This is a genomic window from Streptomyces sp. NBC_00490 (genome assembly GCF_036013645.1).
Taxonomy (GTDB): Bacteria; Actinomycetota; Actinomycetes; order Streptomycetales; family Streptomycetaceae; genus Streptomyces; species Streptomyces canus_F.
Window position 1 is genome coordinate 276,785 of sequence record NZ_CP107869.1, and the last position, 25,282, is coordinate 302,066.

The window sequence follows — 25,282 nt, forward strand, 5'->3', positions numbered from 1 at the left end:
GGAATGTCACAGGAACTCCCTTCGGACGGTCAGATACATGAGAGGCATCGGCGACGAGTAGGGAGACGCTGCCATGAGTTGGCGCGAGAGAGCGGCCTGCCAGGATGTAGACCCCGACCTGTTCTTCCCCATCGGCACCGCGGGTCTGACGCTGGTCCAGATCGACGAGGCGAAGGCCGTGTGCGCCCGGTGCCCCGTGCGGGAGCGGTGTCTGCAGTGGGCTCTGGACGCCGGTCAGGTCGAGGGCATCTGGGGCGGCACGACGGAGAGCGAGCGCCGCGCGACGCGACGACGCTCGGCGCGTAAGGACGTCGAGCGCATCAGCGCGAAGGCGTCCTGACCCGGACAACACCGGCATGATCCTGCCTTACGGTCATGTCACACCTTCACCACTTTCTCGGTCCCTTCTGATGAGGGCACGAAACCCGGTGCGGCAGCTCGTCTCCATGCACCGTTTCGTTGCACAGACCCGGCCGCAAGGCGCTCTTGGTGATGTGTTGATGGTGGTAATGGCATGAGCGACGCAATCGAACCGGTCACTACGACGGGCAGCCCCAGCGGTGGCAAAATCGCCGACTGGGCGAGAACGCGGATGGGCATCGGGCCCACCACAACGACCGGCACTCGCAGGGCCCGTCCGGAGCACTGGTCGTTCCTGCTGGGCGAGATCTGTCTCTACAGCTTCTTCGTCCTGCTCGTCACCGGTGTGTATCTGACGTTCTACTTCCACCCGTCGTCGAACGAGGTCGTCTACGACGGCAGTTACGCTCCACTGCGCGGCCAGATCGTGTCCGAGGCGTTCGACTCGACGATGCACATCTCCTTCGACGTACGTGGCGGCCTGCTCATCCGCCAGGCCCACCACTGGGCGGCACTGATCTTCGTCGCCTCCCTGCTGGCCCACCTGATGCGCGTGTTCTTCACCGGCGCCTTCCGCAAGCCTCGCGAGCTGACCTGGGTGGCCGGTTTCGCCCTGCTCATCCTCGGCATGCTCGGTGGCCTGACCGGCTACGACCTCCCCGGCGACCTCCTGTCGGGAACCGGGCTCGCCGTGGTGAACGGGACACTTCTGTCGGTACCGATCGTCGGTACCGACCTGTCGATGTTCCTGTTCGGCGGCGAGTTCCCCGGGCACGACCTGGTGCCCCGCTTCCACGTGATCCACGTCCTGGTCATTCCGGCGCTGATGCTGGCGCTCGTCGCCTTCCACGCCTTCCTCGGGCACCGACACCGACACACCCAGTACCCGGGGCCAGGCCGTACGGAGCACAACGTGGCCGGCCTGCCGATGCAGGTGTACGTGGTCAAGGCGGCCGGCTATTTCGGCATGGTCGCCGGGGCCATCTTCACCATCGCCGCGATCGCCCAGATCAACCCCGTCTGGGAGTTCGGCCCCTATCGCGCCGATCAGGTCTCCGCCGGATCCCAGCCCGACTGGTACATGGGCATCGCAGACGGGCTGCTGCGTGTCATGCCCGGGTGGGAGGTGAACTTCTGGGGCCACACCCTGGCCCTGGACAATCTGATCCCTCTCCTCGCCGGCTTCGGCTTCCTCCTCGTCATGGGCGCCTACCCGTTCATCGAGGCCTGGGTCACCGACGACGACCACGAACACCACCTGCTGGAACGGCCACGCAACCGGCCCGTGCGCACGGCGTTCGGCGTGGCATGGCTCGGCGTCTACCTGGTGGCACTGCTCGGAGCCGCGAACGACATCATCGCCGTGACCTTCCACCTGTCGGTCAACACGGTCACCTGGACGGTGCGCATCGCCCTGTTCGTCGTACCGGTCGTCCTCTTCCGCGTGACCAAGCGCATCGCCCTGGGTCTGCAACGCCGCGATCGCGACAAGGTCCTGCACGGCCGCGAAACAGGTGTCATCACGCGCCTGCCGCACGGCGAGTACGCAGAGGTGCACCAGCCCCTCGACCCTTACCAGCTCCATGCCCTCACGGCGCACGAGCAGTACCGGCCCCTCGACCCGGGACGACGCGACGCAGACGGCCACGCGAGCGGCAAGGCGCGACGGCTGCGCGCGCGACTCAGCCGCGGCTTCTACGGCGAGGGGACACAGATCCTCAAGCCCACCGTCCAGGAGTACCGGAAGATCACCGGCAAACATCACTCCACCAGCAAAAAGGACTAAAGAAACAAAGTGTCACACCTGCGATACGCACACGGTCCTTGAAGGTGACAGCACACCGTTTCCCGAAAGGGCCTCCCATGAACCGCAGTTCCACCTACCAGCGGGTCCGCACCCCGCTCTCCCTCCTGGCCACCGCCTCCGTCGCCACCGCCCTCATCGCCACGGCAGTCGCCCCCGCCCACGCGGACAGAACCACGTCCGCACCGGACAGCGAGACGAAGCCCACGGTGGTACTCGTGCACGGCGCGTTCGCCGATTCCACCAGCTGGAACGGCGTCATCAAGAGGCTGCGGCACGAGGGCTACCCCGTCGTCGCCGCGGCCAACCCGCTGCGCGGGCTGGACAACGACGCCTCCTACCTCAAGGAGGTCCTGGCCGGCATCGACGGCCCGGTGGTCCTGGCCGGACACTCCTACGGCGGATCGGTGATCAGCGACGCCGCCCACGACGCCGCCAACGTCAAGGCTCTGGTGTTCGTCGCCGCCTTCCTCCCCGAAAACGGGGAGAGCGCCGTCGAGTTGTCGGGCAAGTTCCCCGGCAGCACCCTCGGCGACGCTCTGCGCTCCGTGCCAGTCACCCTGCCGGACGGCTCCCGCGACGCCGACCTGACGATCGAACCGAGCAAGTTCCACCAGCAGTTCGCCGCTGACGTCCCCCGCAACACCACGGACCTCATGGCCGTCACACAGCGCCCGATCACCAATGCCGCGCTGGCGGACGACGCCTCCGAGCCCGGTTGGAAGGACATCCCGTCCTGGGCCGTGGTCGCCACCCAGGACCGCAACATCCCGGCGCAGACCCAGATCTTCATGGCACAGCGCGCACACGCCCACATCACGCGTGTACGGGCCTCGCACGCCGTGAGTGTCTCCCACCCCGCCGACGTCGCCGGGGTGATCGAGGCAGCCGCTCGGACCGTGCGCTGACCCAGCACTGCCGCGGGTAAGGGGGCGCAAGCACGCTCCGCCCCCTTACCCTCCTCGCACACATGGTGGCCCCCTGGAATTCGCCGTCGGTCCACGGGGCCACCATGTGTGCGAGGAGTCAGCCGCGGTCTTCCGGAGCGACGTAGTCGAAGGTCGGGCCCGCGGTCAGGCCCTCGCCGTCGGACATCGACATCAGGCTCTGTGCCTGCCCCTTGAGCGCGTACATCGTGCCCACCGACACCCCGAGCATCGCAGGATTGCCGTTGAACGCCTGCTCCAGGAGCTGCAGCAGCTTGCCGTACGCGATGTTGAACGCCTCCTGCGCCGTGCGGATCGCGCTGCCTTCCGGATGGTCCTGCAGCCGCGGGTTGGGCCGCATCGGGCGCACCCCGGCGCGGTCGACGGTGATCGTCTCGCCGGTGGGGCCTGTCTCCGGTGTGTCCCCCGGCTGGTAGCGCCGGCCCTGTGCGAGCTCCTGGAAGCGGTAGTAGTGCGAGACCGCCTTGGTCTGCGGGTGGAACATGTCCATGTCCCCGTCCCACACGTCGAAGCGTGCCGCGCCCTCGCCCTGCTCCACGATCTCCTCCAGGGCGGAGAGCGCCGAGGCGAGATCGGTGACCGGGCTCAGCCGCCCGCCGGTGTGCCCGAAGGGTCCTGCGGCCACCTGGCGGGCGGGATCACCGGTGAAGACCTTTTCCTCGCCGAGCTCGGCGCACAGGTGTCGCAGGCCCTTCTCGATCGCGTCGTAGAACTGACCGATCGTCATGTAGGCGTCGCCCTCGGCCGGGTCGCCCGGGTGGGCGGGTTGTTCGAGGCGGAGGAACATGGTGAGCGCCTCCTGCCCGAACGGCAGCAGGGACAGCTGCAGGGAGGGGTCGGCGTGCGGCATGGGCCGCGGATGCGGCGACAGTATCCGCGGGGTGTCGACGCGAGGTTGCCCGCCCACCGCGTTCAGGAGGTTCGCCACCAGAGCGAGGTGGATCATCTCCTCGACGAACACACTGCTGACCACTTCGACGGCGTGGGCGTTCCGCTCGGGGTCGAGGGAGTAGAGGGCTGTGAGGTAGGGCGGCAGCGTGGCGTGCTCCAGCTCGATGGCCCACTGCAGGTGCTCGCGCAGGTCCTCCATCGTCGTGATCGAGCGGAACCGGGCCTGGCCGGTGGGGTCTTGAGGATTCATGGGGGTCTCACCTGGGTTTCGTGCGTACGGTTCGGCCGCAGCTGCGGACCGACCTGTGGTCACCGGCATCGCTGCCGGCGGGGACCGTGCGGGGCGGTCGGTGTTGTGGCGCGGGGCCTGTCATGCGGCTTCCGCGCGGGAGAGGCGGACGGCGGAGATGTCGAAGCTGAGCCTGACCTTGTCGCTGATGAGGACGCCGCCGGTCTCGACGGGCGTGCTCCCGCCGAGTCCCCAGTCGGAGCGGCGCACCAGGGCGGTGCCGGAGAAGCCGACACGGTGGTCTCCGCTCTCGTCCTGCGTGGCCCCCTCGAAGGCGAGGTGGATGTGGAGAGGGAGTTCGACGTCCTTGATCCTGAGGTGGCCCGTCAGGCGGAACTGACCGTCTCCGCGGTCAGCAAGGCCCGCGGAGCGAAAGAGCATCAGCGGATAGGTGGCGGCGTCGAAGAAGTCCGGGCCCGTGAGATGGGTGTCCCGGTCAGGGCTGCTCGTGTCGATGCTGCCGGTCTGGACGCTCAAGTAGGCCTCGGAGCGGCTGGGTTGATACCCGTCCAGCTTGACCAGCCCCTCGAACGCGCCGAACCGTCCGTGCACGTTCGCGATCATGGCGTGCCGGACGGAGAAGCCGATGGTGCTGCGTACCGGGTCGATGGTGTAGACACCCGTCAGCGCTGTGTACGGGACGACGGTCGACATATGTGGGTCCTTGCGGTCGCTGGTCACGACGATCAGTCGTTTCGAGCCGTCGCCGTGTGCCTGCCGATGGTGGAGCGGACCGCGGCCGAGGAGGCCCGGGCGGGGTCCGCAGAAGGACAGACAGGTGAGGGCCCGCGCGTGTGACACCGGGACCGCCGCCGGGACGGCGTTCTGCATGTCACAGCGTGTCGGCGCGTGAACGCGCCGTCACGCGCGTCGTAACGGTCAGCACCGCGGGATCGCCCGTGTCGGGTAGCGGGGTGAAGCCGTGCTCGGCCAGCTCCACGACGATGTCGTCCCGGGAGGCCGGCCACATCCAGAAGGTCTCGGTGTGCTCGCGCAGGACACCGGTCACGTCCCGCACCCAGTAGTCGAAACGTGTCCGGATGCGGCCCGCGTCGGCGGACAGCACCATGTGCCCGCCGTACTCGTGCCGGCCGAGTGTCTGAGCGGGCAGCGGGTGGACGGTGCGCACCCGCGGAGGGCGTGCGGGGGGAAGCTGCAGCAGGAAGACGCCGCCGGGACAGAGCGCTTCGGCGACGGCGGGGTAAAGGCGGCGGCGCGAGGACGGATCCAGGCACGCGAGGGTGTTGTGGCAGACGGCGACGTCCGCGACACCGCGCAGACCGGTCTCAGGGAGGGTGCAGGGGTGGACGGTGACCCGTCCGCGCACGTCGGCGGGCAAGGACGCGATCCGGGTCATCAGGGCGGCGCGCATGGACCGCGCGGGCTCGACGGCATGCACGCCGACGTCGGACCCGGCGAGGCCCAGCAGGGTGACACGGCCGGTGCCCGCGCCGATGTCCAGCACACCGACCCGCGCGTTGCCGACCGCTTCTCCGTACAGTTCCCGCACGTGCGCGGCATCGGCCTCGCCTTGCAGCACGTCGTAGAACTCGGCACTGACGGCGTAGGCCTCTGCGGAGGGCGCGCTCGCCGGACGGGCGGGCGAACGGGACGAAAGCGAGTACATGACCCACTTGACAGGTCCGCCGCCTCATCTGTGACGGGACGTGTGCCCCGGCGCGGGATCTCCCCCTGCTCGCTCCCCTCCCCCGGACTGACCGGCTGGCACCCTTAACACTGTGTGCCACTATGTTGGGTGGCATCCGACGCAGCACATGATGCTCGTCGTCCCGGCCGCCGCGGCCGCACAGCCTCCCCGGACCCCGGCCGCGGCCCCTATCACGAGGGATGTACCGACCATGCCCGCCATCCTCATCCACGGCGTTCCCGACACCCACCGCGTGTGGGACGGCGTACGCCGACACCTGACCCGCTCCGACGTCGAGGCCTGGGACCTGCCCGGATTCGGCACCCCCCGCCCCACGGGCTTCGGCTCCAGCAAGGAGGAGTACGTCGACTGGCTCGTCGAGCGACTCGAGCGCGTCGGTGAGCCCGTGGACCTGGTCGGTCACGACTGGGGCTGCATCCTCACCGCTCGCATCGCCTCCCTCCGCCCCGACCTGGTGCGCACCTGGGCCGGCGGCAACGGACCCATCAGTTCCCGCTACGTCTGGCACCCGCTGGCCGAGACCTGGCAGGACCCCGCCACCGGCGAGCGGTTCATGGCCGAACTGGACCCTGAAGCCTTCGCGAAGGACCTGGTGAACGGCTTCGACGCGCCCGCCGGACCGGTGAAGGAGATGGTCCGGCACGTCGACGACACAATGAAGGACAGCGTTCTGCGGCTGTACCGGTCCGCCATGACCATGGGGTCGGAGTGGGAAGCGGCCCTGTCGAACGTCACCGCACCCGCGCTGGTGTTCTGGGGCGAGCGCGACCCCGCCTGCCAGATCGAGTTCGGCGACGAACTCGGCACCGCCCTGCGCGCCACCCGCGTCCTCCATCTCGACTGCAACCACTGGACGGTGCTGGAGCGGCCCGCGGAGGTGGCCGCCGCCATCGAGGAGCACTGGGCGCAGGGCACCGGACGCTAGCCCGCGCCGGTCGGCGATGGGGCGCGGACCGGCGGGCCGCCTCGGACACGGCCGTGGAACACGGACGTCGTCCGCGCCCTCGTCGCGCTGCTCCGCTCTGCTCTGGCAGGTCCGCACGCAGCCTCCGCGCCCCGGGCCGGTGTCACACCCTGCGGGTTCTCAGGGTCTCACCACACGAGGACACACCAGTGTGCGGTGCGCGCGAGCGGAGACGGGAACATCATGTCGCGAGCAAGCGGCTTCGTGATCGTCGGGGGCGGCCTCGCCGCGGGCAAGGCGGCCGAGGAACTCCGGCAACAGGGCTACGACGGCCCGCTCGTCCTCATCGGGGACGAGGCTGGGGGGACGTCACCAACGCCTGCCATCCCCGGCTGGCCGGCATCTGCGGCTGGAGCACTGGGCCAACGCCCTGCACCAGCCCCGCACGGCGGCACTGGCCATGCTCGGCAAGGAGGCCGCGTACAACCGGCTGCCGTACTTCTACACCGACCAGTACGACCTCGGGAGTACACGGGGTACACCGAGCCCGGCGGCTACGATCGCGTCGTCTTCCGCGGGAACCCGGCCGAGCGGCGGTTCATCGCCTTCTGGCTGTCCGGGGACCGGGTCCTGGCGGGCATGAGTGTGAACGAGTGGAACGTCATCGACTCCGTCCGCGTCCTCGTCGAGTCCGGTGCCTCCGTAGCGGACGCGGCACTGTCCGATCCCGAGACGCCCCTCGACAGCCTTCTGCCCTGACGACCGCTGCGAAGGTCCGCGCGGCGCGGCCCGCCGGCGCAGGCGCGGGCGCCGCTGCGTACGCCCGGGAACCGTGTCACACGATCTGTCCCTGTCCGGTCAGCAGTGCATACGACCCGCCGGGCAAGAGCGGACTTTCCCATTCCAGGGAGCCGCGGCGGACATCGGCCGGAATCAGGGGTGGCGGCGCCTTGTCGGGTGCTGCGCGAAGGGGTGATGCCAGATGGACCGGGGACCGGACGACGAAACCGTGCCGATCGCGGAACTGCTCGACGAGCGACGCCGACTGCTCAACGTGGCCTACTGGATGCTGGGCCGCAGCCAGGACGCCGACGACGTCGTGGCCGAGACCTACCGGCGCTGGTACGGCCTGTGCGACGAGTACCGGATCCGCATCGCCGAACCCCGGTCCTGGCTGGTGAAGACCGTCGGCGGTATCTGTCTGGAGCGCTTGGCGCCGACCGGCCGGTCGGACCCGGACCCGGTCGGCGCGGCACCCCCTCAGGACCTGGCCGACGAGGTGAGCCATGCCCTTCTGGAGGCGCTGGACACGCTGTCACCGGCCGAGCGGGCCGCATTCGTCCTCAACGATGTGTTCGGGATGGCTCCGGGGACGGTCGCCGCCGTCGTCGGACAGACGGAACAAGAATGCGGCGAACTCGCCGCCAGAGCCCGGCACAGCCTTCGGACCAGGTGGGCACACCCCACGACACCGCAGCAGCACGATCGTATGGTCCGAGCGGTCCGGCAGGCCTGCGCGGCGGAGAACCCCGACCGCCTGACGTCCCTCCTGGCACCGGACGCCACCGTGTTCTTCGACGGAGGCGGCAAGGTCAGGACCCTGACCCGGCCCGTCCACGGCGCACGGCGCGTCACCCACAGCCTGCTGACCCTCCTGGCCGGTCGCCCCCGCACCACCCTGAACTGCCGGTCCGTCAACGGCCGCACCGCAATCGTGGTGCGCTACGCCGACGAGGTCGCCGCGGTCATCAGCCTGGACGTCGCGGGCGAGCACGTCGTGCAGATCTGGGCGGTCCTCAACCCGGACAAGCTCCGCCACTGGAACCGGGCGGCCACGCAGGAGAAATGAGGACGGCTCATGGGCCAGGACTTCGATCCGCGTGCGGCCGCTGCCTCTCTGGCCGCCGAAGCGGCCGTGCTCGAGGCACGGATCCGCATCCTGCAAGAGGCGCTTGACGACGTCGGCACCCGCATCAAGCGATCGGCGGAGCGACTGCGCCTCCTGCGCGAGCGGTCCCGACCGGAATCCGGCAGAACGCCCGAGGAACACCCGCCGACCCCGGCCCGTCCCGCGCTTCCCGACCCGGAGTCCCCTTACGGCCGACCCGACCGGCCCGCACCGTGTCCCCACTGCTGAGGCGCCGGTCACGAAAAGCGTGAAAGGACAGTGGCAGTCACCTCATCCGAGAGGGACCCCGCACCACCACCTTGCATCTTCCGGGTTCGGAACTCGTACGCTGTGACATACGATGCACCCACACACGTCCCCGGGTCCGAGCCGAGCGGCACCGCAGCTGACTTCAGTGAGGCGCGGCACGGAGGGTTGAGGATGAGAGGAAGACATGGTCTCGGCAACTCGCGCAGCGCATGAGATTGAGGTCACTGCGGAGAGCCTCCAGGAGGACCTCGCCCGCCTGGAGATTCAGAAGCGGGCACTGGAGAGGGAGCTGGCCGCCGTGGCCGCCCACCTCGACTCCGTCCAGCGTGCCCTGAGCGCCCTGACGGTCCTCATGGCCGAGCCGTCCAGCCGGCACGCCGCCGATCAGCCCGAAGAGGCGAAGGCCGACACTCCGGCCGTCGCGCCCGCCCGCACAGCCCGGAAACAGGCCGCACCGCGACGGACGGAGCCCACACAGAAGGCGAAGCCGGCGACCTCCTCGCGTGCGGAGGCCGATGAAGCACGCAGCTACGGCGCGCTCACCGATCAGATCCTGGAGTACTTCGCCGGCGTCGGTGATGCGGCGGTCCGCGCGCGCGACGTCGCCGCCGCGCTCGGCCGCGACACCGACTCCGGCAGCATCAATGCGGTGCGCAGCACGCTCGACCGTCTGGTCGGCACCTCCCGCGTACGCCGGGCCGGCCGCGGTCTCTACCGCGCCCAGAAGTCCTGACCGGGGCCCTCTCGGCTCCGGGCACGCAAGGTCACGCGGCTGCCTCGGGCACCTGCTCGCGGGGGATCGCACAGGCGCCCGAGGCACGCACCCGCTGACGGTCGGTCCGCGGGTGGGCGAGCGCTCCCACACCGGCCATTGAGCGTGTCACACGGTGTCGGAGTCGCTGTGATGAGTGTATAGCACTCCACATCGTCTTGGAATCCAATGGCACCCTCCCGGGAAGCGGCGGGCCACCCCTGATCCCTCACCTTCTCGGCGATCGCTCCCCCGCCTGCACTGACCGACAACTCGCCTACTCCAAAGGGCTGTTATGCCCTTTCGCGCAGGTCGGCCACAACACACGTGTGACGGAAGCAATCACCCTTTCCGTGGCCGCAGCGGCTGTTGCCGCCACAGCGGTGATCGCTCTTTCCCCGCTCAGCCAGGCACCGGCCGCCGCTGCCCCAGCCCCTATCGGTGACGTCGTCTGCAACGGCGGGTCCCTCAACATGCGCTTCGACCCCGGCGTCACGTTCGCCAAGAGTGCCCAGCGGCTGTACGCCGACGGCGACATGGGTACCTGCTCCTCCACCACGCATCCGGAGATCACCGGCGGCACGATCCGACTCCTGGCGAGCCTCACCGCTGCCTGCCCCCGCCCCTTCGGGCCCGGCTACGCCAAGGCGACGATCAGCTGGAACGACGGAAGCCGAACGGTCCTCCACCAGACGACGTTCAGCGGCGATGCGCAGTCCTTCTCCCTCGATGTCTGATCCATCACCGACGGCGCTTTCGCCGGCGGCACCGCCCGCGCCAACGGCCACACCACCATGTCCTGGGTGAGCCACATGTAGGTGGTGAAGCCGCGCTCCCGGGTGGTCGCTCGGCACGCACGGACCCCGGCGAAATACCGCGTGCCGTCAGGGCGTCGTCGACGGCCTGCACGTAGGGCCAGTGCGGCAGACCTTGAGGGCTGCCCTCCCATACAGGCGGCTCGAGCAGCACGAACCTCACCTCCATCGGCGGCGGGAGTGGTTCGGGTCATGAGGCGCGGCGGAAGACGGCGGCCGGGCCGATAACGCGGAAGCCGAACGTGTTCCGGATCTCATCAACGGCGGCTTCCGCCACCAGGAGGCTTTCGCGGGCGTCGTCGAGACTGATCTGCTCGGCCGTCTGGCCGGCGCCGATGAGGTCCTCGCCCCTGAGGGACAGGCCGGTCAGGCGGCCGCGCTGCAGGCCGGCCGCGTCCATCAACTGGTAGCCCATAGCGCGCAGGTCGTCGTCGTGCGCGGACCGCTCCACCAGACGCCGCGTCTTCTCCAAGCAGGAGTTGCGGGCGAAGGCGAGAGTGAGGGTCAGCGCGCGGGCTCCCGCGGGCCACTCGGCCCGCAGCCCTTCCATGGCCCGTCCGGACGAGTTCCGGTCCCCGCCGACCACAGCCCGGAAGCCGACCGGCCGAGCCGGTCCGTCAGCTCGACGAGATGACCGCGTACCCCGGGTGGGACGGGTCGCGGACGATTCTCGGCCACGTACGGGCGTTCCTGGACGAGCCTCTCCTCGCGGACGCGTGACCTTCCGACCGGGTTGTACGCAACAAGGCCGATTGACCCTGTGGTCGCTGGTGCGTTTGCCTCGAAGGGAGCCCTCGGCGCGGGGCCGGGGGTCATGCGTCACCGGGGAACACAAGGGGGAACATGTCCAAGGCTTCAGCCATGTCCGGCAGAGCAGTGACCGTGTCCGGCCTTTCCTTATGGACGGCGCTGCTGCTCGCGTTCACCGGAACGACCGCCGGTGCCGCGCAGCACGCGCCCCGGACGGAGCGGGTCAGCACCGCCGCCGACGGTACCCAGGGCGACGGCGCCTCCAGTGCGGCCGTCACCACGCCGAACGGCCGCTACATCGCGTTCCGTTCGTCGGCCACCAACCTCGTGCCCGAGGGGGTCAGCCGCCCGGGCACCTACTCCTACGTCCGTGACCTGACAACCGGCGAGGTCACCAAGATCGAGCAGGCGCTGAGCACGCCCCGGCTCAGCGCCGACGGCCGCTGGGCCGCATACACCGACTGGGGCAGCCGCAACATCAATGTCTTTCTGTCCGACCTGAGCACGGGCACCAGAATCCGGGTCGGGGCCCCCGACGGCCGGGACACCGCGTCCTCGCCGACCATCAGCGAAGACGGTCGCTACATCGCCTACCGGTGGGCTCGGGCACCCTGATTTCCCGACCCGCATCGACCTCTACGACCGTCTGACCGGCACTCGTGAGACCGTCAGCGCGGGCCCGCAGGACTCCAACCGGGACATGGACAGACCGTCGATCAGCGGCGACGGCCGCCGGGTCGCCTACCAGGACAACGGCACCGGTGACGTGTGGGTCGCCGACCGCGTCAGCGGCGCGCAGACCGAGGCCGACGACGGCACGCGCTCGACCGTGGTCCAGCTGAGCGCCAACGGCCGTGTCCTGGCGATGGATTCGGCCGACGGCTCCTATGTACGGGACCTGCGCACGGGCCGCGTCCGGCACTTCCCCGGCGTCCGCGTCCTGGCCGTCAGCCCGGACGGGCAGCGGCTGTTGACGCGGGACGCGGACGCGAACCTGACCCTGCGCGGCCTGCACGGCGGACGCGAGATCCCCGTCGGACACGGCAGCGCCACCGCGGGCTCGGTCTCCGCGCACGGCCGCTCCGTCGTCTACTCCACGGAGGACGCGGACGTCGTCCCCGATGACACCAACGGTCTGTACGACGTCTTCCAGTGGAGGTCACGCTGATGTTCCGCGCCTCAAGAGCCGTGCTCGGCACGGCAGTCGCGATCGCGCTCGCCTGGACGCCGGCGGCCGCCGCACAGGACCGGGGTCACCAGGGGCCCGACGAGCCTCGTACCGTGCGGGTGAGCACGGCCGCCGACGGCACTCAGGCCGACGGACCGTCGAGCGGGGCCTCGATCAGCGCCGACGGCCGCCAGGTCGCGTTCACGTCCACCGCGCCGAGCCTCGGCTGCGAGCGCCTCTCGCCGTGCCTGTTCCTGAAGGACCTGACCGACGGCCGCCTCACCAGGATCGACCTCGGCAGCGGCCACACCTACGACGCGCCGCTGTCGAGCGCCGACGGGAGCCGTGTCGCCTTCTCCGCCGGCACCCGCCTCCAGGCTCCTTACTTGTACGACAGCGCCACCGGCCGTTCGGAGCGGCTGTGGCCCCAAGACCCGCCCGGCCTGGCCGAGGTGGGCCACGCCCAGTCGATCAGCCCCGACGGCACGCACGTCGCGTACACCGTCGGCGGCCGCAACGGAGGCCAGACCGCCCGGCTGCTGTACGTCCGTGACACGGAGACCGGCGCCGAGGAGCTGATCTCGACCGCCGAGGAGGGCAACAAGAACGGGGCCTCGGTGAGCGGTGACGGCAACCGGGTCGCCTACTCGGTCCAGGGGGGCGCCGAGGGCGACGACCCGAACGAGGTCTTCGTCAAGGACCGGGCGACGGGCGAGCGCATCCACGTCGGCGCGGACCTCGGTGTCGCCCATCTGATCCGGATCACGGCGGACGGCCGCCGGGTCCTCCTCAACGCCAACACCGGGGTGTACGTCCACGACCTGAGCACGGGCACCTCGCGACGGGTGGCCGACAGAACCGCCTCCTCGGCCACGGCGGACGGCCGGTACGCCGTCGTCTGGGGCACGGACGGCGTGCGGGTGCGTGACCTGCGGACGGGGCTGCGAGGGGCCACCCTGTCGTGGACCGCCACGGTGATGGGCGACGCGCTGGCCGCCAAGGGGCGTGTGGTGGCGTTCAGTTCGACGGAGTCCCACCTGGTGCCGGGCGACACCAACCGGCAGTCGGACGTGTTCGCCTTCTCGGGCGGCCTGGGGAAGAACCCGGCCCCGATGCCGTCCGTCACCGAACGGCTCGGCGGACCGGCCGGGGCGTCCCACGACCCGGAGATGGATGAGAAAAAGCTCGTCACCTTCACCTCGGAGGAAGACGTCTTCATCAACGCGCCCCTCCGCGTGGTCCCGGTCAACTCCGACACGGAGAAGCCGTCGTCGGAGAGCACCCCCTGCTCCAACGGACGCCTGGTGAGCTACCTGGTCCCGTCCGCCGCCGACGGCGCCCCGGAGGTCCACATCCGCTACCGCGCCACCGGCAAGGTCACCGTCCTGGACTCCTACCAGGGCGTCCGCTTCACCTGGATGGGGCGGCCCCGGATCAGCCCCACCTGCCAGTGGATCACCTACGCGGCGACCCTGCCCGCCACCGACGCCGACCCGGACCCGCAACCCCGCGTCTACCGCTTCCATTACGACGGCGGCACCACGGACGTGGTCAGCGCGCCCTCGGGCGGTCCGGCGGGCAACCCGTCCATCGACTTCGACGGCCGGTACATCGCCTTCCAGCAGGGCGGCGACGTCTACGTCCGTGACCTGGACACCGGCGACCTGACGAAGGTCGCGGACGGCGCCTCGGCCCCCTCCCTCAGCGGCCGCACGATCGCCTTCCAGCAGGGCCGGTACGTCCTCGTCCGGGACCTCGACACCGGCGCCACCACGGCCCGGGTCAGGGGCGCCCAGCCCTCGCTCTCCCGACACGGCACAGAGTTCGCGTACACCTCGGGCCGTTCCGTGTACCTGCTCGAAATCGCCACGGGGAAGAAGCAGTTGGTCAGCGTGGACCGCTGGGGCGGCCGCAACGACCTCCCGGCGGAGCACCCCTCGGTCAACGCCGACGGCACCGTCGTCGCGTTCGAGTCGGCCTCACCCGATCTCGTGGAAGGGGACTCGAACGGGGTGACGGACATCTTCCTGCGGACAGTGCGTTGACTTGCTCCTCGGGCTGAAGCCCGAGGATTCTGGCCTTCTCTTCCGTTGCTGTGCCGTCGTCGCAGTGGCGGACGCTGATCAACGCGGTGATGTAGAAGGCGCGTTGGAGTCGGCGGAGATTGCCGCTGATCTTGCCTGTGTCACGGGGCACGGGTGCGGCGCCGCCGAAGTCGGCGCGCCCGCTGAGACGTTTCCGCAGGTCAGGAGCCTGTGCAGAGGGGGTGGGTGGGACTCGGACCCACGGCCGACGGATTATGAGTCCGTTGCTCCGCTCCAGGATGACATTCGCCCCCTCAACACTCCCCCGCCTCTCGGCATGCGGCTGGCCGCAGTGGGATCTGGAACGCCTTGGCCGCACGCCGTCGGGTGCACCGAGGTGATGCGGCATCAAGCCAAAGAGGCCAAAGCTTCGTTGGCCGTCTTCCGGGATGGGTGCGTCGCCCATATCCTCGTGCGCCGGTAGTTACCTACGGTAAGGGGTAGCGATGGGCGGCACCACACGCAGAGGGTTCCTGGGTTCGGCCGCGGCCGCCGGCGGCGGGGTCGCCCTCGCGACCCCCCAACGGGCCGCGGCACGCAACGGCGCCGCCGCACAGACCGTGGCCGTACTGGGCGGAGGCGTCGCCGGGCTCACGGCCGCCCACGAACTCGCCGAACGCGGCTTCCGGGTCACGGTCTACGAACGCAAGGCGCTGGGCGGCAAGGCCCGCAGCATGGACGTACCGAACAGCGGCACGGGCGGCCGCGGGCCCCTGCCCGGGGAGCACGGCTTCCGCTTCATCCCCGGCATCTACCACAACCTGCCCGACACCATGCGGCGCATCCCCTTCCCCGGCAACCCCAACGGTGTCCACGACAACCTCGTCGCCCCCAAGGAGATGCTGTTCGCCCGGTCGGGCGGCCGCGAGGACATCCGGATCCCGCTGCCGTGGCCCGGCAACACCCCGGCCGAACTCACCCCCGACGAGGTCCGCCGCGCCCTCACCTCGGTCCTGGACACCGCCTTCAACCTCCCCCTCCACGAGGCCCTCTACTTCGCCAACCGCTTCCTGGTCTTCCTCACCAGCTGCGATGAACGCCGCGACGAGACCTGGGAGCAGATGCCGTGGTGGGAGTTCGTACGGGCCGAACGGATGTCGTACGACTACCAGCGGATCCTCGCCATCGGCATCACCCGCAACATCGTGGCCACCAAGGCGGAAGAGGCCAGCACCCGTACCGTCGCCACCCTGCTGGAGGCCTTCGCCTTCAACCTCCTCGGGCGGGGCGCGGACGGACCGCTGGACCGGATCCTCAACGCGCCCACCAACGAGGCCTGGATCGACCCCTGGGTGACGTACCTGAAGTCACTCGGGGTCGAGTTCCACATCGGCTGGACCGTACGGGACCTGATCCTGGACACGGGCCGGATCGCCGGCGCCGTCGTGGAGGACCCGGGTGGTGCCCGCCGGACTGTCACCGCCGACCACTACATCTCGGCCATGCCGGTCGAGCACGCGCGCCGCACCTGGAACTCCGCCGTGCGCGCCGCCGATCCCCAACTGGCGGAGTGCGACCTGCTGGAGACGGACTGGATGACCGGCATCCAGTTCTATCTGACCGAACGTACGCCGATACTGCACGGCCACCTCGACCTCATCGACTCCCCCTGGTCGCTGACCGCGATCGCCCAGGCCCAGCACTGGCCGGGCCACGACTTCCCTGCCGACTTCGGCGACGGCACGGTCGCGGACTGTCTGTCCGTGGACGTCTCCGAGTGGGACCGGCCGGGCATCCTGTACGGCAAGACCGCCAAGCAGTGCACCCGCGCCGAAGTCGCCCGCGAGGTGTGGGCGCAGTTGAAGGCGGCGCTCAATGACAGCGGCCGTACGGTCCTGAAGGACTCCGTGCTGCACTCCTGGTTCCTCGATCCGGCCGTCGACGGCCTCGGCACTGCGAACCCGGTCAACGAGGAGCAGCTGCTCATCCATCCGACAGGAACCTTCCACCACCGTCCGCGATCGGCTACGAAGATCCCCAACCTCTTCCTGTCCGGCGACTATGTGGCCGTGCCCATCGATCTGGCCACCATGGAAGGCGCCAACACCTCGGCCCGGCAGGCCGTCAACGCCCTGCTGGACAGCATCGGTTCGACCGCGGAACGCTGCACCGTCACCCCGCTGTACCGGGCCCCCGAGTTCGAGTGGATCAAACGCCACGACCGCACCCGTTACCTCCTTCGACTGCCGAATCTCTTCGACGTCGGTTGACAGCCATGCTGAGCCCCTCCCCGGCGACGGGGATCCCTGGGCTCTGCCGATGCTCCGGCCGAGCCGGCGGCCGCGTGGCTGGCCGACTACACAGCCGTCGGCATCGAGTGCCTGGTGTTCCGTCCCCTGGCGGGCAGGTATGTGCCGGGCGGGCGGGGCTGGGCCACGTCAGTGCCAGGGCGCAGGCGATCAGCTGTCCGCGGGGTGGGCGTCGGCAAGGGCCTCGCCGACGAGCCGTCCGGCGAGTTCCACGCAGCGCCTCCGGGCAGGAGAGAAGTCGTAAGGCATCTTGGTGATCGCTACGGCGGCACTCATCTCTGTGCCCTCCTCCCCTTTCAGGTCGGCGTCGTAGATCTCGAAGATCTTCTCCTCGGCCGCGTCGAGACCAGCTGCCTCGATGGCCTGATTCAGGGCCATCTGGTGAGCGCATCGCTGTACGGCGAGCTCTTCGACGCGCGGGTCGTCGGGATCGACGCCGTCGTCGAGGGCGGCCTCGGCCGCCTCAAGACGGTCCTCCTCGGCCCGCAGGTCGGGGTGGGTGGCCAACACGATGAACGTGCCGGCCTGGATGGCGGCGCCCAGCGGCCCGAAGATCCGTTCCGTGACCAGCAGGGCGTCCAGATCGCAGGGGCGCAACGCGCCCGGGGGCAGGTGGCTGAGCCGGTCCGTGACCAGTTCGGAGAGCAGCCCCAGCGGGCTGCCCACCGCCTGCAGGCGCTGGACGGCCGCGCGCCGACGTTTGATGGCGGCCTCCTGCGCCGCCAAGCTTTCCTCCAGCCTGCTCAGGACCGACTCGATATCCGGGGCTTGGTCCAGGGCTTCGCCGCCGGCTTCGCCGAAGGCGGCCCGCATGTCGTCCAGGCTGATACCGGCATCAGCCATCTTGCGGATCCACAGCAGGCGGCTCATGTCGTCATAGCCGTAGCGGCGGCGGCCGTCCCCGCCGCGCTCGGGCTCCGGCAGCAGACCGATCTCGTGGTAGTGACGGATGGCGCGTGGGGTGATCCCGGCGAACGCGGCGGCATCACCGATCTTGACCTGCCGGGGAGGCGTAAGGGAGGGGTACATCGCAGACAGAGCCTTTCGTGCTGTGGTGCCCCGACCCCACCACATGCCACTACGGCATGTGCAACACCCCATCCAAGTGCCACCGGAACCAGGCCCTGACTGCCGCCGGGACCGATCAAGAACGACGAACCATCCGGGAACGCAGAGTGACCACCAGGGGCCATATAGCTCCCCGCCACGTGGCCGCGCTGGGGAATTCCCACTGACCGCCGACACACAGCATCAGCTGACACTCCGCCACCGCTGGTGAACGCCCTTTACGTCTGACCGGGCGGCATGCCGCAGCAGGCCACGGTCTGGGTCTGATCCGCGCCGGCCAAACGGCGCCACCGCAAGCACCGCAGCCAACGCCACGAACACGCCGAGAACGACCTTCCGCATCACAACTCCTCACCAAGGCCGAACGGGACATCCTGGTGAAACAGCGCGGCCGCCCCCACACCGCAGATCCGACCGACACCGCACATGTCATCCCCTGGCCGAAAAGCTGACAGCCCCAGCGGGGCCTCTTGATGAACCGCCGCCAGACCTCGCCCCCTGCACAATAAGCAGGACCACTGACGACGCACCGATACTCACGCCCACCCGTGCGAGCGAACAAGCATTTCGATCCTCCTCAAAAAAGGGGGGCCGGGCCCCTGAACACCTCCCGGACGCCCGACCACCCCTGAAGGGCACGCACCTTCCGTGCAGGGTGGGGCTCACGGGAGCAGCTGTCCGCGCACCTGGTCACGCCCGACGTCGTCGCCGAAGCCGCCGTGGATGTCGCCCGGGACAGCGCCGGACGCTGGCGCCACCCGGTCCGGCTCAACCGCATCCGCATCCGCACCGACATGGAGCCCGGCGAGGTGCCGCTGTTCGGGATGGCCTGCTCGACGAGTTGCTCCGACGTACCTGGGTGTGTGGTCTTCGCAGGCATTATGGAGGCCGACCTTGAAGGAGCCACGTCTGTGAGACTCGAGTCCGACCCCGTCTACGGCGAAGTAGATCTCACCGCGACGGCGACAGAACTGGCTTGCTTGGCAAGGGCGATAGCCGACGGCGAAGGGTTCATCAGGTCCGCGTCCGCGTCCGCGCCTGCGTCTTCGGGTGACGGCAACACCCTGGCGGGGGTCGAAGCCAGGAAGGCACCCGGCTCCGGTGTCCGCATCGTTCTTGACGCCCAGCGGCAGACCCTTGTGATCAGCGGCGACCCCGATGCCAGGGCTGTCCTGGCCGAAAATCTGCACGCCATGGCCACCGCTGAGGACGGCGGTCACCTCCACATCGAATACTTCCCCGAGCATCCCTACCTGGTGGCAGGTTCACTGCCCTTGGTGGTCAACAGCCCGCACGGAGGTATGCCGACCGGGTGAACAGGCCCGCAGCGGATGTGATCAATGGTCGTAGGCGATCAAGGAGCGAGTGGCGGGCGCGTATCGGGTTGTTGTGCCAGATTCGGGCTGCCATCGCCAGGACGCGTTGGGTGACGCGGATGGCGACGCTCTCGAAGGTCTGTCCGCCGTGTTGTTCCAGGTCGAGCTCCCCGTGAGGGGCCGCTGCGTTCCAGGTTCTGCAGGTGTTACTAGACCACCGATGCCGGGCTGCGCAGCACCAGAGCGGCTCCCAGCTCACGCACCGACAAGGCCTCCCCGCGATCGAGGATGGGTGCGGCTCTTATGGAGGAAAGGGAGAGCCGGCGGTCTGCCGAGTCGATGGCCCGTCCTCCCGAGCCGCGGCAGTGGAGGCCCGGTAAGGCAGATCGCCGTGGCCGACCACAGTCACCGCCTCGATCAGGTCGTCGGCTCTTGTCGGGGGCTTCCCGGTTGCGGAAGGATGCTTCACTCCACCCGACGTGACCTGATCAACGACTGACAGCGCGCGGGTCGGCATCAACGGGGGACGATGACATGCTGGTTGAGGCACCTGCGGAGGCCTGGTGAACGTCACGCTGGCGCTCGCCAACAACAACGCCATGCTCGCGATCCGCTTCCTGCTTGAGCTGGTCTCGCTGCTCTGCCTGGCCGTCTGGTCCTGGCGCAAGGTCCCCTCACCGTGGCGCTGGCTGCTGGTCGTCGCACTGCCCGTGGCTGCGGGCTGGGCGTGGGGTTCCTTCGCCGTGCCGGGTGACCCGTCCCGTTCTGGCGAGAGCGACATTCACACCCCCGGACCAGTGCGCCTGCTCCTCGAACTCACTGTGTTCTTCGGCGCGGTGGCGGCGCTCCACTTCGCCGGCCTGCGCCGCGCGGCCCGCCAGCTCCTTGTGATCATGGTCGGCTACCAGGTCCTCGCCTACGACCGAATCGGCTGGCTGCTCAGCCACTGATCCGCCTCCGATACGTTCGCGCCGTTGGCCGGATGGGCGCCGACGGAGTCATCCCTCCAAGAGAGCCAGGCTCATACAAGATTTTCGTAGCCGTTGATCGCCCAGAGATCGTCGTGGTTCGCCTTCTCCGCATGGATGAACCCCACAACTCACTCACCGGTCGTTCTCCTTCACGAAGAAGGCGGTCGCCTTTTTCAGGATCTCGATCGTTTGCTGCTGATCGCGGTTCTCCCGCCGCAGCCGCTTGAGCTCCTCGCGCTCGGCACTGCTCGATTCGTCGGGAGTGCCCTCGCCCTTGCTCCGCCTTCGCCTTGCGGTACCAGCCGCGCAGAGACTCGGAACTGATACCGAGTTCCCCGGCGAACGCCGTGACCGTTTTGCTCGAGGAGTCGACGAGCGCGATCGCGTCCTGCTTGAACTCTTCGGTGTATCGCTTCGTGTACTTGCTTCCCACCTGGTGCTACTTCCTCTGGAACCTCAAGATCCCAGTCTCCAGGTGTCCACGATCAAGGGGAAGGTTCAGCAACGTGTCGCACGTACCGACTGTGCTCCCCGTCAGAGATCCGGCCGCAACCGGTACATACGGCCGGTCCCGCCCGAGATCGCGCGGAGATCACAACCACATCCTCGGACTCCTCGATCGAACCGATCTCCACAGCACCGATCTGCGGCAACAGCTTCAACACGTCATCGCACACAGGCAGCATCCCGCTGGAACAGAGGGATGTCACGGCCCAGCGGACCGGTCAGCGGCTACGAAAATCTTGTATGAGCCAGGACCCGCACCCAGCGCAACTCGTCGATCCTCACGACATCACGCCCGCAAGGTCAGTAACCGCGCCGGCCGACGGGCCCAGCACCTGCTCGTTGAGCTGAAGCACGATGGGGGTCACAGGGCAGGCGTGTTGTCACGCTGGAGGTTGGGCGCCGGAGTCGGAGGTGTCGGCTGTCTCCATCGTGATGGGTCGGCGTCCGCTGCAGCAGGCCACCACCGCTGTCGCCGTGGAGTTCAGGAAGACGTTGACTTCCTCCCCCGCCTAAAGGCGGGGGATTCCAGCGGTCGCCCGCTGGGGTTCCTGCTTCACCGACGACCGCCCCGTCCGGGAGGACTCCCGTTGAGGTCTTACACCGTCTCCACAGGCAGACGCCGCCAGCCCGGCGGCCAGGATGTTACGTGCCGCGTTCACGTCGCGGTCATGCACCGCACCGCACACGCACATCCACACGCGGACGTTCAGCGGCATCTTCGCCGCGACCGTGCCGCAGTTCCCGCACAGCTTGCTGCTGGGAAACCATCGGTCGACCACCACGAGCTCGCGCCCGTACCAGGCGCACTTGTACTCCAGCATGGAGCGCAGCTGCGTCCAGGCCGCATCACTGATGGCGCGTGCGAGCGTGCCGTTCTTCAGCAGGTTGCGCACGCTCAGGTCCTCGATCACGACCGTTTGGTTCTCGCGGACGAGTCGAGTCGACAGCTTGTGCAGAACATCGCGGCGCCGGTCGGCGATCCGCGCATGCACGCGGGCGACCTTGCGGCGGGCCTTGGCCCGGTTCGCCGAGCCCTTCGCCCTGCGCGACAACTCCCGCTGCGCACGGGCCAGCCGCGCCCGATCCCGCCTCTCATGCCTCGGGTTGGCGACCTTCTCGCCGGTGGACAGGGTCACCAGGGAGGTGATCCCGGCGTCCAGGCCCACCGCGTTCGTGGTGGCCGGGGCCGGGGCGATGCGGTCCTCGCACAGCAGGGACACGAACCAGCGACCCGCCGCGTCACGGGACACCGTCACCGTGCTCGGCTCCGTCCCCTCGGGCAGCGGACGCGACCAGCGGATGTCCAAGGGCTGCGTCATCTTCGCCAAGGTCAGCTGTCCGTCGCGCCAGGTGAAGGCGCTACGCGTGTACTCGGCCGACGCGCGGGACTTCTTGCGGGACTTGTAGCGCGGGTACTTCGCACGCTGGGCGAAGAAATTCCCGAACGCCGTCTGCAAATGGCGCAGCGCCTGCTGCAACGGAACCGAGGACACCTCCGCCAGAAAAGCCAGCTCCTCGGTCTTCTTCCACTGCGTCAACGCGGCCGAGGACTGCACATAGGAGATGCGGCGCTGCTCGCCGTACCAGGCCCGCGTGCGCTCCTCCAAGGCCTTGTTATAGACGAGGCGGACACAACCGAACGTACGCGACAACTCAGCCGCCTGCACGCCGGTGGGGTAAAAGCGGTACTTGAACGCCCGCTTGACCTGCCCCGCCATACCTCACAGCGTATCAATTTCCGTGTGCGCAAAGAGAGTCGGCCGATAGACGGCGCACGCCGGTCCGCCTGGGCGGCGAACCGGCTTCCCCTGCCCTGCTCCGCAGGAGCTTCGATTCCTCCCCGGCCTGAAGACCGGGGTATCCACGAAGGAGAACACCGATGAATGGCTCCACACCTCCCCGGTGCGGAGCCGTCGCTATTTGTTCTGTCGGTTCACTCCGGGCGGGTGGAGAGACGGAGCAGGACCGCCGAAGGGGCCGACGGGAGGGAGACGTCGAGCGTCGCGGCCTCCGGGTCCCACGTGGCTTGCGCCTTGGTGGTGGAGGGGTACAGCACGTCGACGCCGACCCGGGCGCCGTGAAGGGTCGGGAACGGGAGAACGGCCGACTCGTCGGAGTCGTCACTGGGACGGCGCCACACGGTGACGTATGTGGTGTCGGGTGTGTGCAGAGCCAGGGCGACCCATGGGTCGTACCAGCCGGGGAGGCCCAGCGGCCACGCGGGGACAGCGGTGGCCAGGTCACCGCGGATCGTCTTGTGGACAGCGACGGCCTCGTGCACCAACGCGAGGGCTTCGGGGGCGAGTTCGGGGAGGAGGCCGGAGAGGTGGATGCGGCCGAGGAGGGCGCTGGCCATGGTGAAGGCGACCTCGTCGAGGGTGTCGTCGGGCAGCGGGTACGCCCACACCGCCCCTTGTTCCGGCGTGACCGCGGTGGGTGCGGCCGCCGCGATCGGGGCGTACAACTCCAGGTTCTGCTGGTCGCTGGTGGAGTGCAGTTGGACGCGCGAGAGAAGGGCGTAATCGGCGCGCTTGCCGCCGGAGGCGCAGCTCTCCAGGACGAGGCCCGGGTGGCGGTCCAACACGCCGTCCAGCCAGTCGAGGAAGGCACGGTTGTGGCCGAGCAGGCCGTCCGCCGGGGCCTCACCGGGGTGACTGCTGGTGCCGGAACCCGCGTCCACGTTGTAGTCGAGTTTCAAGTAGCCGATGCCCAGGCCGTCGACGAGCCGGTCCACCACCGAGTCCAGGTGGGCGCGGGCGGCGGGGTGGCGCAGGTCGAGGTGGTAGCGGCCGTTCGCGTTGACGCGGGCGCCGTGGCGGCGGAAGAACGCTTCGTCGGGCAGGGCGGTGGCGACCGGGCTTTCCACCCCCACCACTTCCGGTTCCAGCCACAGTCCCGGCACCATGCCGCGCTCCCGTATCCGATCCATGACCTCCCCCAGGCCGCCCTCGCCGGGAAAGCGGGTGAGGGCGGGCTCCCACGCGCCGACGGTGGTCCACCAGCCGCCGTCCCCGTCGTCGTACCAGCCCGCGTCGATGACGAAATACTCGGCGCCCGCCTCGGCGGCGGCGTCGATGTGCGGCAGCAGGCGGGCCGTGGTCGGGTCGCCCATCAGGCAGTTCATGTAGTCGTTGAAGATGACGGGAAGGTGCTGGTGGTCGGGGTGCGGGCGGCGGATCGCCCGCCGGTATCGGGTGAGGACGGCGAACGCCTCGTCGGTGCCGCCGGTCTCGGTGAGGGCGAGGGCCACGGGGACGGTCGTGAAGCTCGCCCCCGGCTCAAGACGGTGCGACCAGCCGTGCCGAACGTTGGTGGGGCCGGACAGGGACAGGAATCCCGTGTCCATGTTCTCCCCGCAATCCCACTGCCAGCCGCCGCCGTTGGTCTCCAGCTGCCACAGCCAGGTCCGCCCCGTCTCGCGGTCGCTCAGCGCGCCCATCGGCAGGTGACCGCCGGTGGAACAGGAACCCTTCCCGGCGATGGTGAAGGTCCCCATGCGGTAGGGCTGGTGGACGCGGCCGTTGATGTGCGGGACGGCCTGGCGCAACGGGCGCCGCTGCCAGCGGTGCTCGTCCATCCAGTCGCTCTCCGCCCACAGCAGGTCCGCGGTCACCAACTGCGCCGGGTCCGTGGTCAGCACGCCGAGGACGAGGGAGGTGACCGACTCCAGGTCGAGCGGGTTGCTGCCCCCGTTGCGCAGCTCCACGTATGCACGCAGGACCGGGATGCCGTCGGGCGAGCGGTAGACCACGTCAGCGGCGAGGTCCGTCCCGGGGTCGTGCAGGCGGACGGTCAACTGGTGCCAGTCCCCGTCGCGCCGGGCGTCGTGGCTGAGGTAGCGCAGCCGTTCGCCAACACTGTCGACCATGCGCCGGCCCGACGAGTCCGGGCCCTGGGCGCCCACGACGGACCCGACCAGCGGCAGCGACTCCCTCGAACCGGCCGGCCTCGGCACCATGTCGGGGGCGCCGAGGTGACGCAGTCGCGGACGGCCGTCCTGGTCGGCGTCGATGATCAGGCGCAGGGCGTCGTGGCCCCAGTCGAGGAGAACGCGGGTGTCGGTCAATGCGAGTGTTCCTTCGCTTCTTCGGTTTCGGCGGCCGGTGTGCGCGGCGAACGCCCGGCCCGCGCGTGCGCCGGTACGGCGGCAGGCCGCACGGGGGTTGGCGCGAATCGTCGGGCAGACCGATGAGCGCGGCCTGCGTGCCCTGCTCCCGCAGTACCTGGATGCGCGGGTCGTCGAGCTCGACGACCATGACGATCACGCCGTCCGCGAGACCGCTCGCCGCGACGCGCCGCACGCCCTCAGTACGTTCGTCGCTCGTGATCAGCAGGACGTCGTAGGCGTGACGGCGGTCGACCAGCGCCTTAGCGCCGGCGTCGGGGTGGTAGCCGAGCTCGGCCACGGAGCGCTGCACACGGCGCCGGGTCGCGTCGGACACTGAGGTCCTGCCGTTGAGCACGCGTCTTACGGTGCTGGTCGAGACGCCCGCGCGCCGAGCCACATCGGCGATGGTCACCATGGTGGTGTCTCGGCTTCCTTCCTGTCGGCCGGGGCTGCCCTTCCCCCGAGGGAGGGCG

At 69.3% G+C, this 25,282-nt stretch carries 23 protein-coding genes, 1 tRNA gene and 3 pseudogenes; 16 read left to right on the plus strand and 11 right to left on the minus strand.

Annotated features, from left to right (window positions below; translation table 11 throughout):
- The first annotated feature begins 73 nt into the window (after positions 1 to 73).
- From OG381_RS01225 to OG381_RS01235, 3 genes are all read left to right on the plus strand, one after another.
- A complete protein-coding gene (locus OG381_RS01225; RefSeq protein WP_327714185.1) occupies positions 74 to 340 on the plus strand; it encodes a WhiB family transcriptional regulator in 267 nt (88 codons plus the stop codon).
- Positions 341 to 514: 174 nt separating this feature from the next.
- Entirely contained in the window at positions 515 to 2,146 is a 1,632-nt protein-coding gene (qcrB, locus tag OG381_RS01230; protein WP_327714186.1) for a cytochrome bc1 complex cytochrome b subunit, read from the plus strand.
- Positions 2,147 to 2,223: 77 nt separating this feature from the next.
- Entirely contained in the window at positions 2,224 to 3,072 is an 849-nt protein-coding gene (locus OG381_RS01235) for an alpha/beta fold hydrolase (RefSeq protein ID WP_327714187.1), read from the plus strand.
- 118 nt (positions 3,073 to 3,190) lie between these two features.
- Here OG381_RS01235 and OG381_RS01240 read toward each other — a convergent pair whose 3' ends face one another.
- The 3 genes from OG381_RS01240 to OG381_RS01250 form a co-directional block, all read right to left on the minus strand.
- Positions 3,191 to 4,252 carry a ferritin-like domain-containing protein gene (locus OG381_RS01240; RefSeq protein WP_327714188.1) on the minus strand — a complete coding sequence of 354 codons (1,062 nt, stop codon included), beginning with the start codon at positions 4,250 to 4,252 and terminating at the stop codon, positions 3,191 to 3,193.
- Between the two features lie 120 nt (positions 4,253 to 4,372).
- Positions 4,373 to 5,122, minus strand: a complete 750-nt coding sequence (locus OG381_RS01245) for a YceI family protein (protein ID WP_327714189.1) — start codon at positions 5,120 to 5,122, stop codon at positions 4,373 to 4,375.
- 1 nt (position 5,123) lies between these two features.
- Positions 5,124 to 5,918, minus strand: a complete 795-nt coding sequence (locus OG381_RS01250; protein WP_327714190.1) for a class I SAM-dependent methyltransferase — start codon at positions 5,916 to 5,918, stop codon at positions 5,124 to 5,126.
- A gap of 232 nt (positions 5,919 to 6,150) precedes the next feature.
- Between OG381_RS01250 and OG381_RS01255 the strand changes: the two genes are divergently transcribed.
- The 6 genes and pseudogenes from OG381_RS01255 (at position 6,151) to OG381_RS01280 (ending at position 10,510) form a co-directional block, all read left to right on the plus strand.
- The gene (locus OG381_RS01255) at positions 6,151 to 6,885 is read left to right on the plus strand and encodes an alpha/beta fold hydrolase (protein WP_327714191.1); all 735 of its coding nucleotides are present in this window, start codon (positions 6,151 to 6,153) and stop codon (positions 6,883 to 6,885) included.
- A gap of 341 nt (positions 6,886 to 7,226) precedes the next feature.
- Positions 7,227 to 7,623, plus strand: a pseudogene (locus OG381_RS01260) (oxidoreductase C-terminal domain-containing protein); the annotation flags it as partial.
- A gap of 223 nt (positions 7,624 to 7,846) precedes the next feature.
- Complete coding sequence (locus OG381_RS01265) at positions 7,847 to 8,713, plus strand: sigma factor (protein ID WP_327714192.1); 867 nt, start codon at positions 7,847 to 7,849, stop codon at positions 8,711 to 8,713.
- Positions 8,714 to 8,722: 9 nt separating this feature from the next.
- Positions 8,723 to 9,001 carry a hypothetical protein gene (locus tag OG381_RS01270; protein WP_327714193.1) on the plus strand — a complete coding sequence of 93 codons (279 nt, stop codon included), beginning with the start codon at positions 8,723 to 8,725 and terminating at the stop codon, positions 8,999 to 9,001.
- A gap of 205 nt (positions 9,002 to 9,206) precedes the next feature.
- A complete protein-coding gene (locus OG381_RS01275; RefSeq protein WP_327714194.1) occupies positions 9,207 to 9,755 on the plus strand; it encodes a hypothetical protein in 549 nt (182 codons plus the stop codon).
- Positions 9,756 to 10,102: 347 nt separating this feature from the next.
- Complete coding sequence (locus OG381_RS01280) at positions 10,103 to 10,510, plus strand: hypothetical protein (RefSeq protein ID WP_327714195.1); 408 nt, start codon at positions 10,103 to 10,105, stop codon at positions 10,508 to 10,510.
- A 268-nt stretch (positions 10,511 to 10,778) separates the two neighbouring features.
- Here the strand turns inward: OG381_RS01280 and OG381_RS01285 are convergent, their stop codons facing one another.
- Entirely contained in the window at positions 10,779 to 11,138 is a 360-nt protein-coding gene (locus OG381_RS01285) for a hypothetical protein (RefSeq protein ID WP_327714196.1), read from the minus strand.
- Positions 11,139 to 11,449: 311 nt separating this feature from the next.
- Between OG381_RS01285 and OG381_RS01290 the strand changes: the two genes are divergently transcribed.
- From OG381_RS01290 to OG381_RS01300, 3 genes are all read left to right on the plus strand, one after another.
- Positions 11,450 to 11,953, plus strand: a complete 504-nt coding sequence (locus OG381_RS01290) for a TolB family protein (protein WP_327714197.1) — start codon at positions 11,450 to 11,452, stop codon at positions 11,951 to 11,953.
- A gap of 85 nt (positions 11,954 to 12,038) precedes the next feature.
- Complete coding sequence (locus tag OG381_RS01295) at positions 12,039 to 12,506, plus strand: hypothetical protein (protein ID WP_327714198.1); 468 nt, start codon at positions 12,039 to 12,041, stop codon at positions 12,504 to 12,506.
- Positions 12,506 to 14,551, plus strand: coding sequence for a hypothetical protein (locus OG381_RS01300; protein WP_327714199.1), 2,046 nt, complete (start codon positions 12,506 to 12,508; stop codon positions 14,549 to 14,551). The genes OG381_RS01295 and OG381_RS01300 overlap by 1 nt, the downstream gene beginning before the upstream one ends.
- A 216-nt stretch (positions 14,552 to 14,767) precedes the next feature.
- Here the strand turns inward: OG381_RS01300 and OG381_RS01305 are convergent.
- Positions 14,768 to 14,855 (minus strand) — tRNA-Ser (locus OG381_RS01305).
- Positions 14,856 to 15,036: 181 nt separating this feature from the next.
- Here OG381_RS01305 and OG381_RS01310 point away from each other — a divergent pair.
- Positions 15,037 to 16,800 carry a hydroxysqualene dehydroxylase gene (locus tag OG381_RS01310; protein WP_327714200.1) on the plus strand — a complete coding sequence of 588 codons (1,764 nt, stop codon included), beginning with the start codon at positions 15,037 to 15,039 and terminating at the stop codon, positions 16,798 to 16,800.
- Positions 16,801 to 16,989: 189 nt separating this feature from the next.
- Here OG381_RS01310 and OG381_RS01315 read toward each other — a convergent pair whose 3' ends face one another.
- Positions 16,990 to 17,868, minus strand: coding sequence for a MerR family transcriptional regulator (locus OG381_RS01315; protein ID WP_327714201.1), 879 nt, complete (start codon positions 17,866 to 17,868; stop codon positions 16,990 to 16,992).
- 758 nt (positions 17,869 to 18,626) lie between these two features.
- On the opposite strand from OG381_RS01315, the gene OG381_RS01320 reads away from it, so the two are divergent.
- Positions 18,627 to 19,223 (plus strand): Imm32 family immunity protein, encoded by a 597-nt coding sequence (locus tag OG381_RS01320; RefSeq protein WP_327714202.1) that lies wholly within the window; start codon positions 18,627 to 18,629, stop codon positions 19,221 to 19,223.
- Positions 19,224 to 19,244: 21 nt separating this feature from the next.
- On the opposite strand, the pseudogene OG381_RS01325 reads toward OG381_RS01320, so the two are convergent.
- Positions 19,245 to 19,395: pseudogene (locus tag OG381_RS01325) on the minus strand (IS982 family transposase); the annotation flags it as partial.
- A gap of 391 nt (positions 19,396 to 19,786) precedes the next feature.
- Between OG381_RS01325 and OG381_RS01330 the strand changes: the two are divergent.
- The gene (locus OG381_RS01330) at positions 19,787 to 20,173 is read left to right on the plus strand and encodes a YrdB family protein (protein WP_327714203.1); all 387 of its coding nucleotides are present in this window, start codon (positions 19,787 to 19,789) and stop codon (positions 20,171 to 20,173) included.
- On the opposite strand, the gene OG381_RS49485 is transcribed toward OG381_RS01330, so the two are convergent.
- The 3 genes from OG381_RS49485 to OG381_RS01340 all read right to left on the minus strand — a co-directional run bounded on the left by OG381_RS49485 (position 20,163) and on the right by OG381_RS01340 (position 24,767).
- Complete coding sequence (locus tag OG381_RS49485) at positions 20,163 to 20,627, minus strand: transposase (protein ID WP_443061854.1); 465 nt, start codon at positions 20,625 to 20,627, stop codon at positions 20,163 to 20,165. The two genes, OG381_RS01330 and OG381_RS49485, sit on opposite strands and share 11 nt — an antisense overlap.
- A 583-nt stretch (positions 20,628 to 21,210) precedes the next feature.
- Positions 21,211 to 22,419, minus strand: coding sequence for an RNA-guided endonuclease InsQ/TnpB family protein (locus OG381_RS01335; RefSeq protein WP_327714204.1), 1,209 nt, complete (start codon positions 22,417 to 22,419; stop codon positions 21,211 to 21,213).
- Between the two features lie 215 nt (positions 22,420 to 22,634).
- Positions 22,635 to 24,767: an alpha-galactosidase gene (locus OG381_RS01340; protein WP_327714205.1), complete on the minus strand. Its 2,133-nt coding sequence runs from the start codon at positions 24,765 to 24,767 to the stop codon at positions 22,635 to 22,637.
- Here OG381_RS01340 and OG381_RS01345 point away from each other — a divergent pair.
- The gene (locus OG381_RS01345) at positions 24,757 to 25,146 is read left to right on the plus strand and encodes a hypothetical protein (protein ID WP_327722768.1); all 390 of its coding nucleotides are present in this window, start codon (positions 24,757 to 24,759) and stop codon (positions 25,144 to 25,146) included. The two genes, OG381_RS01340 and OG381_RS01345, sit on opposite strands and share 11 nt — an antisense overlap.
- On the opposite strand, the pseudogene OG381_RS01350 reads toward OG381_RS01345, so the two are convergent.
- Positions 25,141 to 25,224 (minus strand): annotated as a pseudogene (locus tag OG381_RS01350) (LacI family DNA-binding transcriptional regulator); the annotation flags it as partial. The gene OG381_RS01345 and the pseudogene OG381_RS01350 sit on opposite strands and share 6 nt — an antisense overlap.
- Between the last annotated feature and the right edge of the window lie 58 nt (positions 25,225 to 25,282).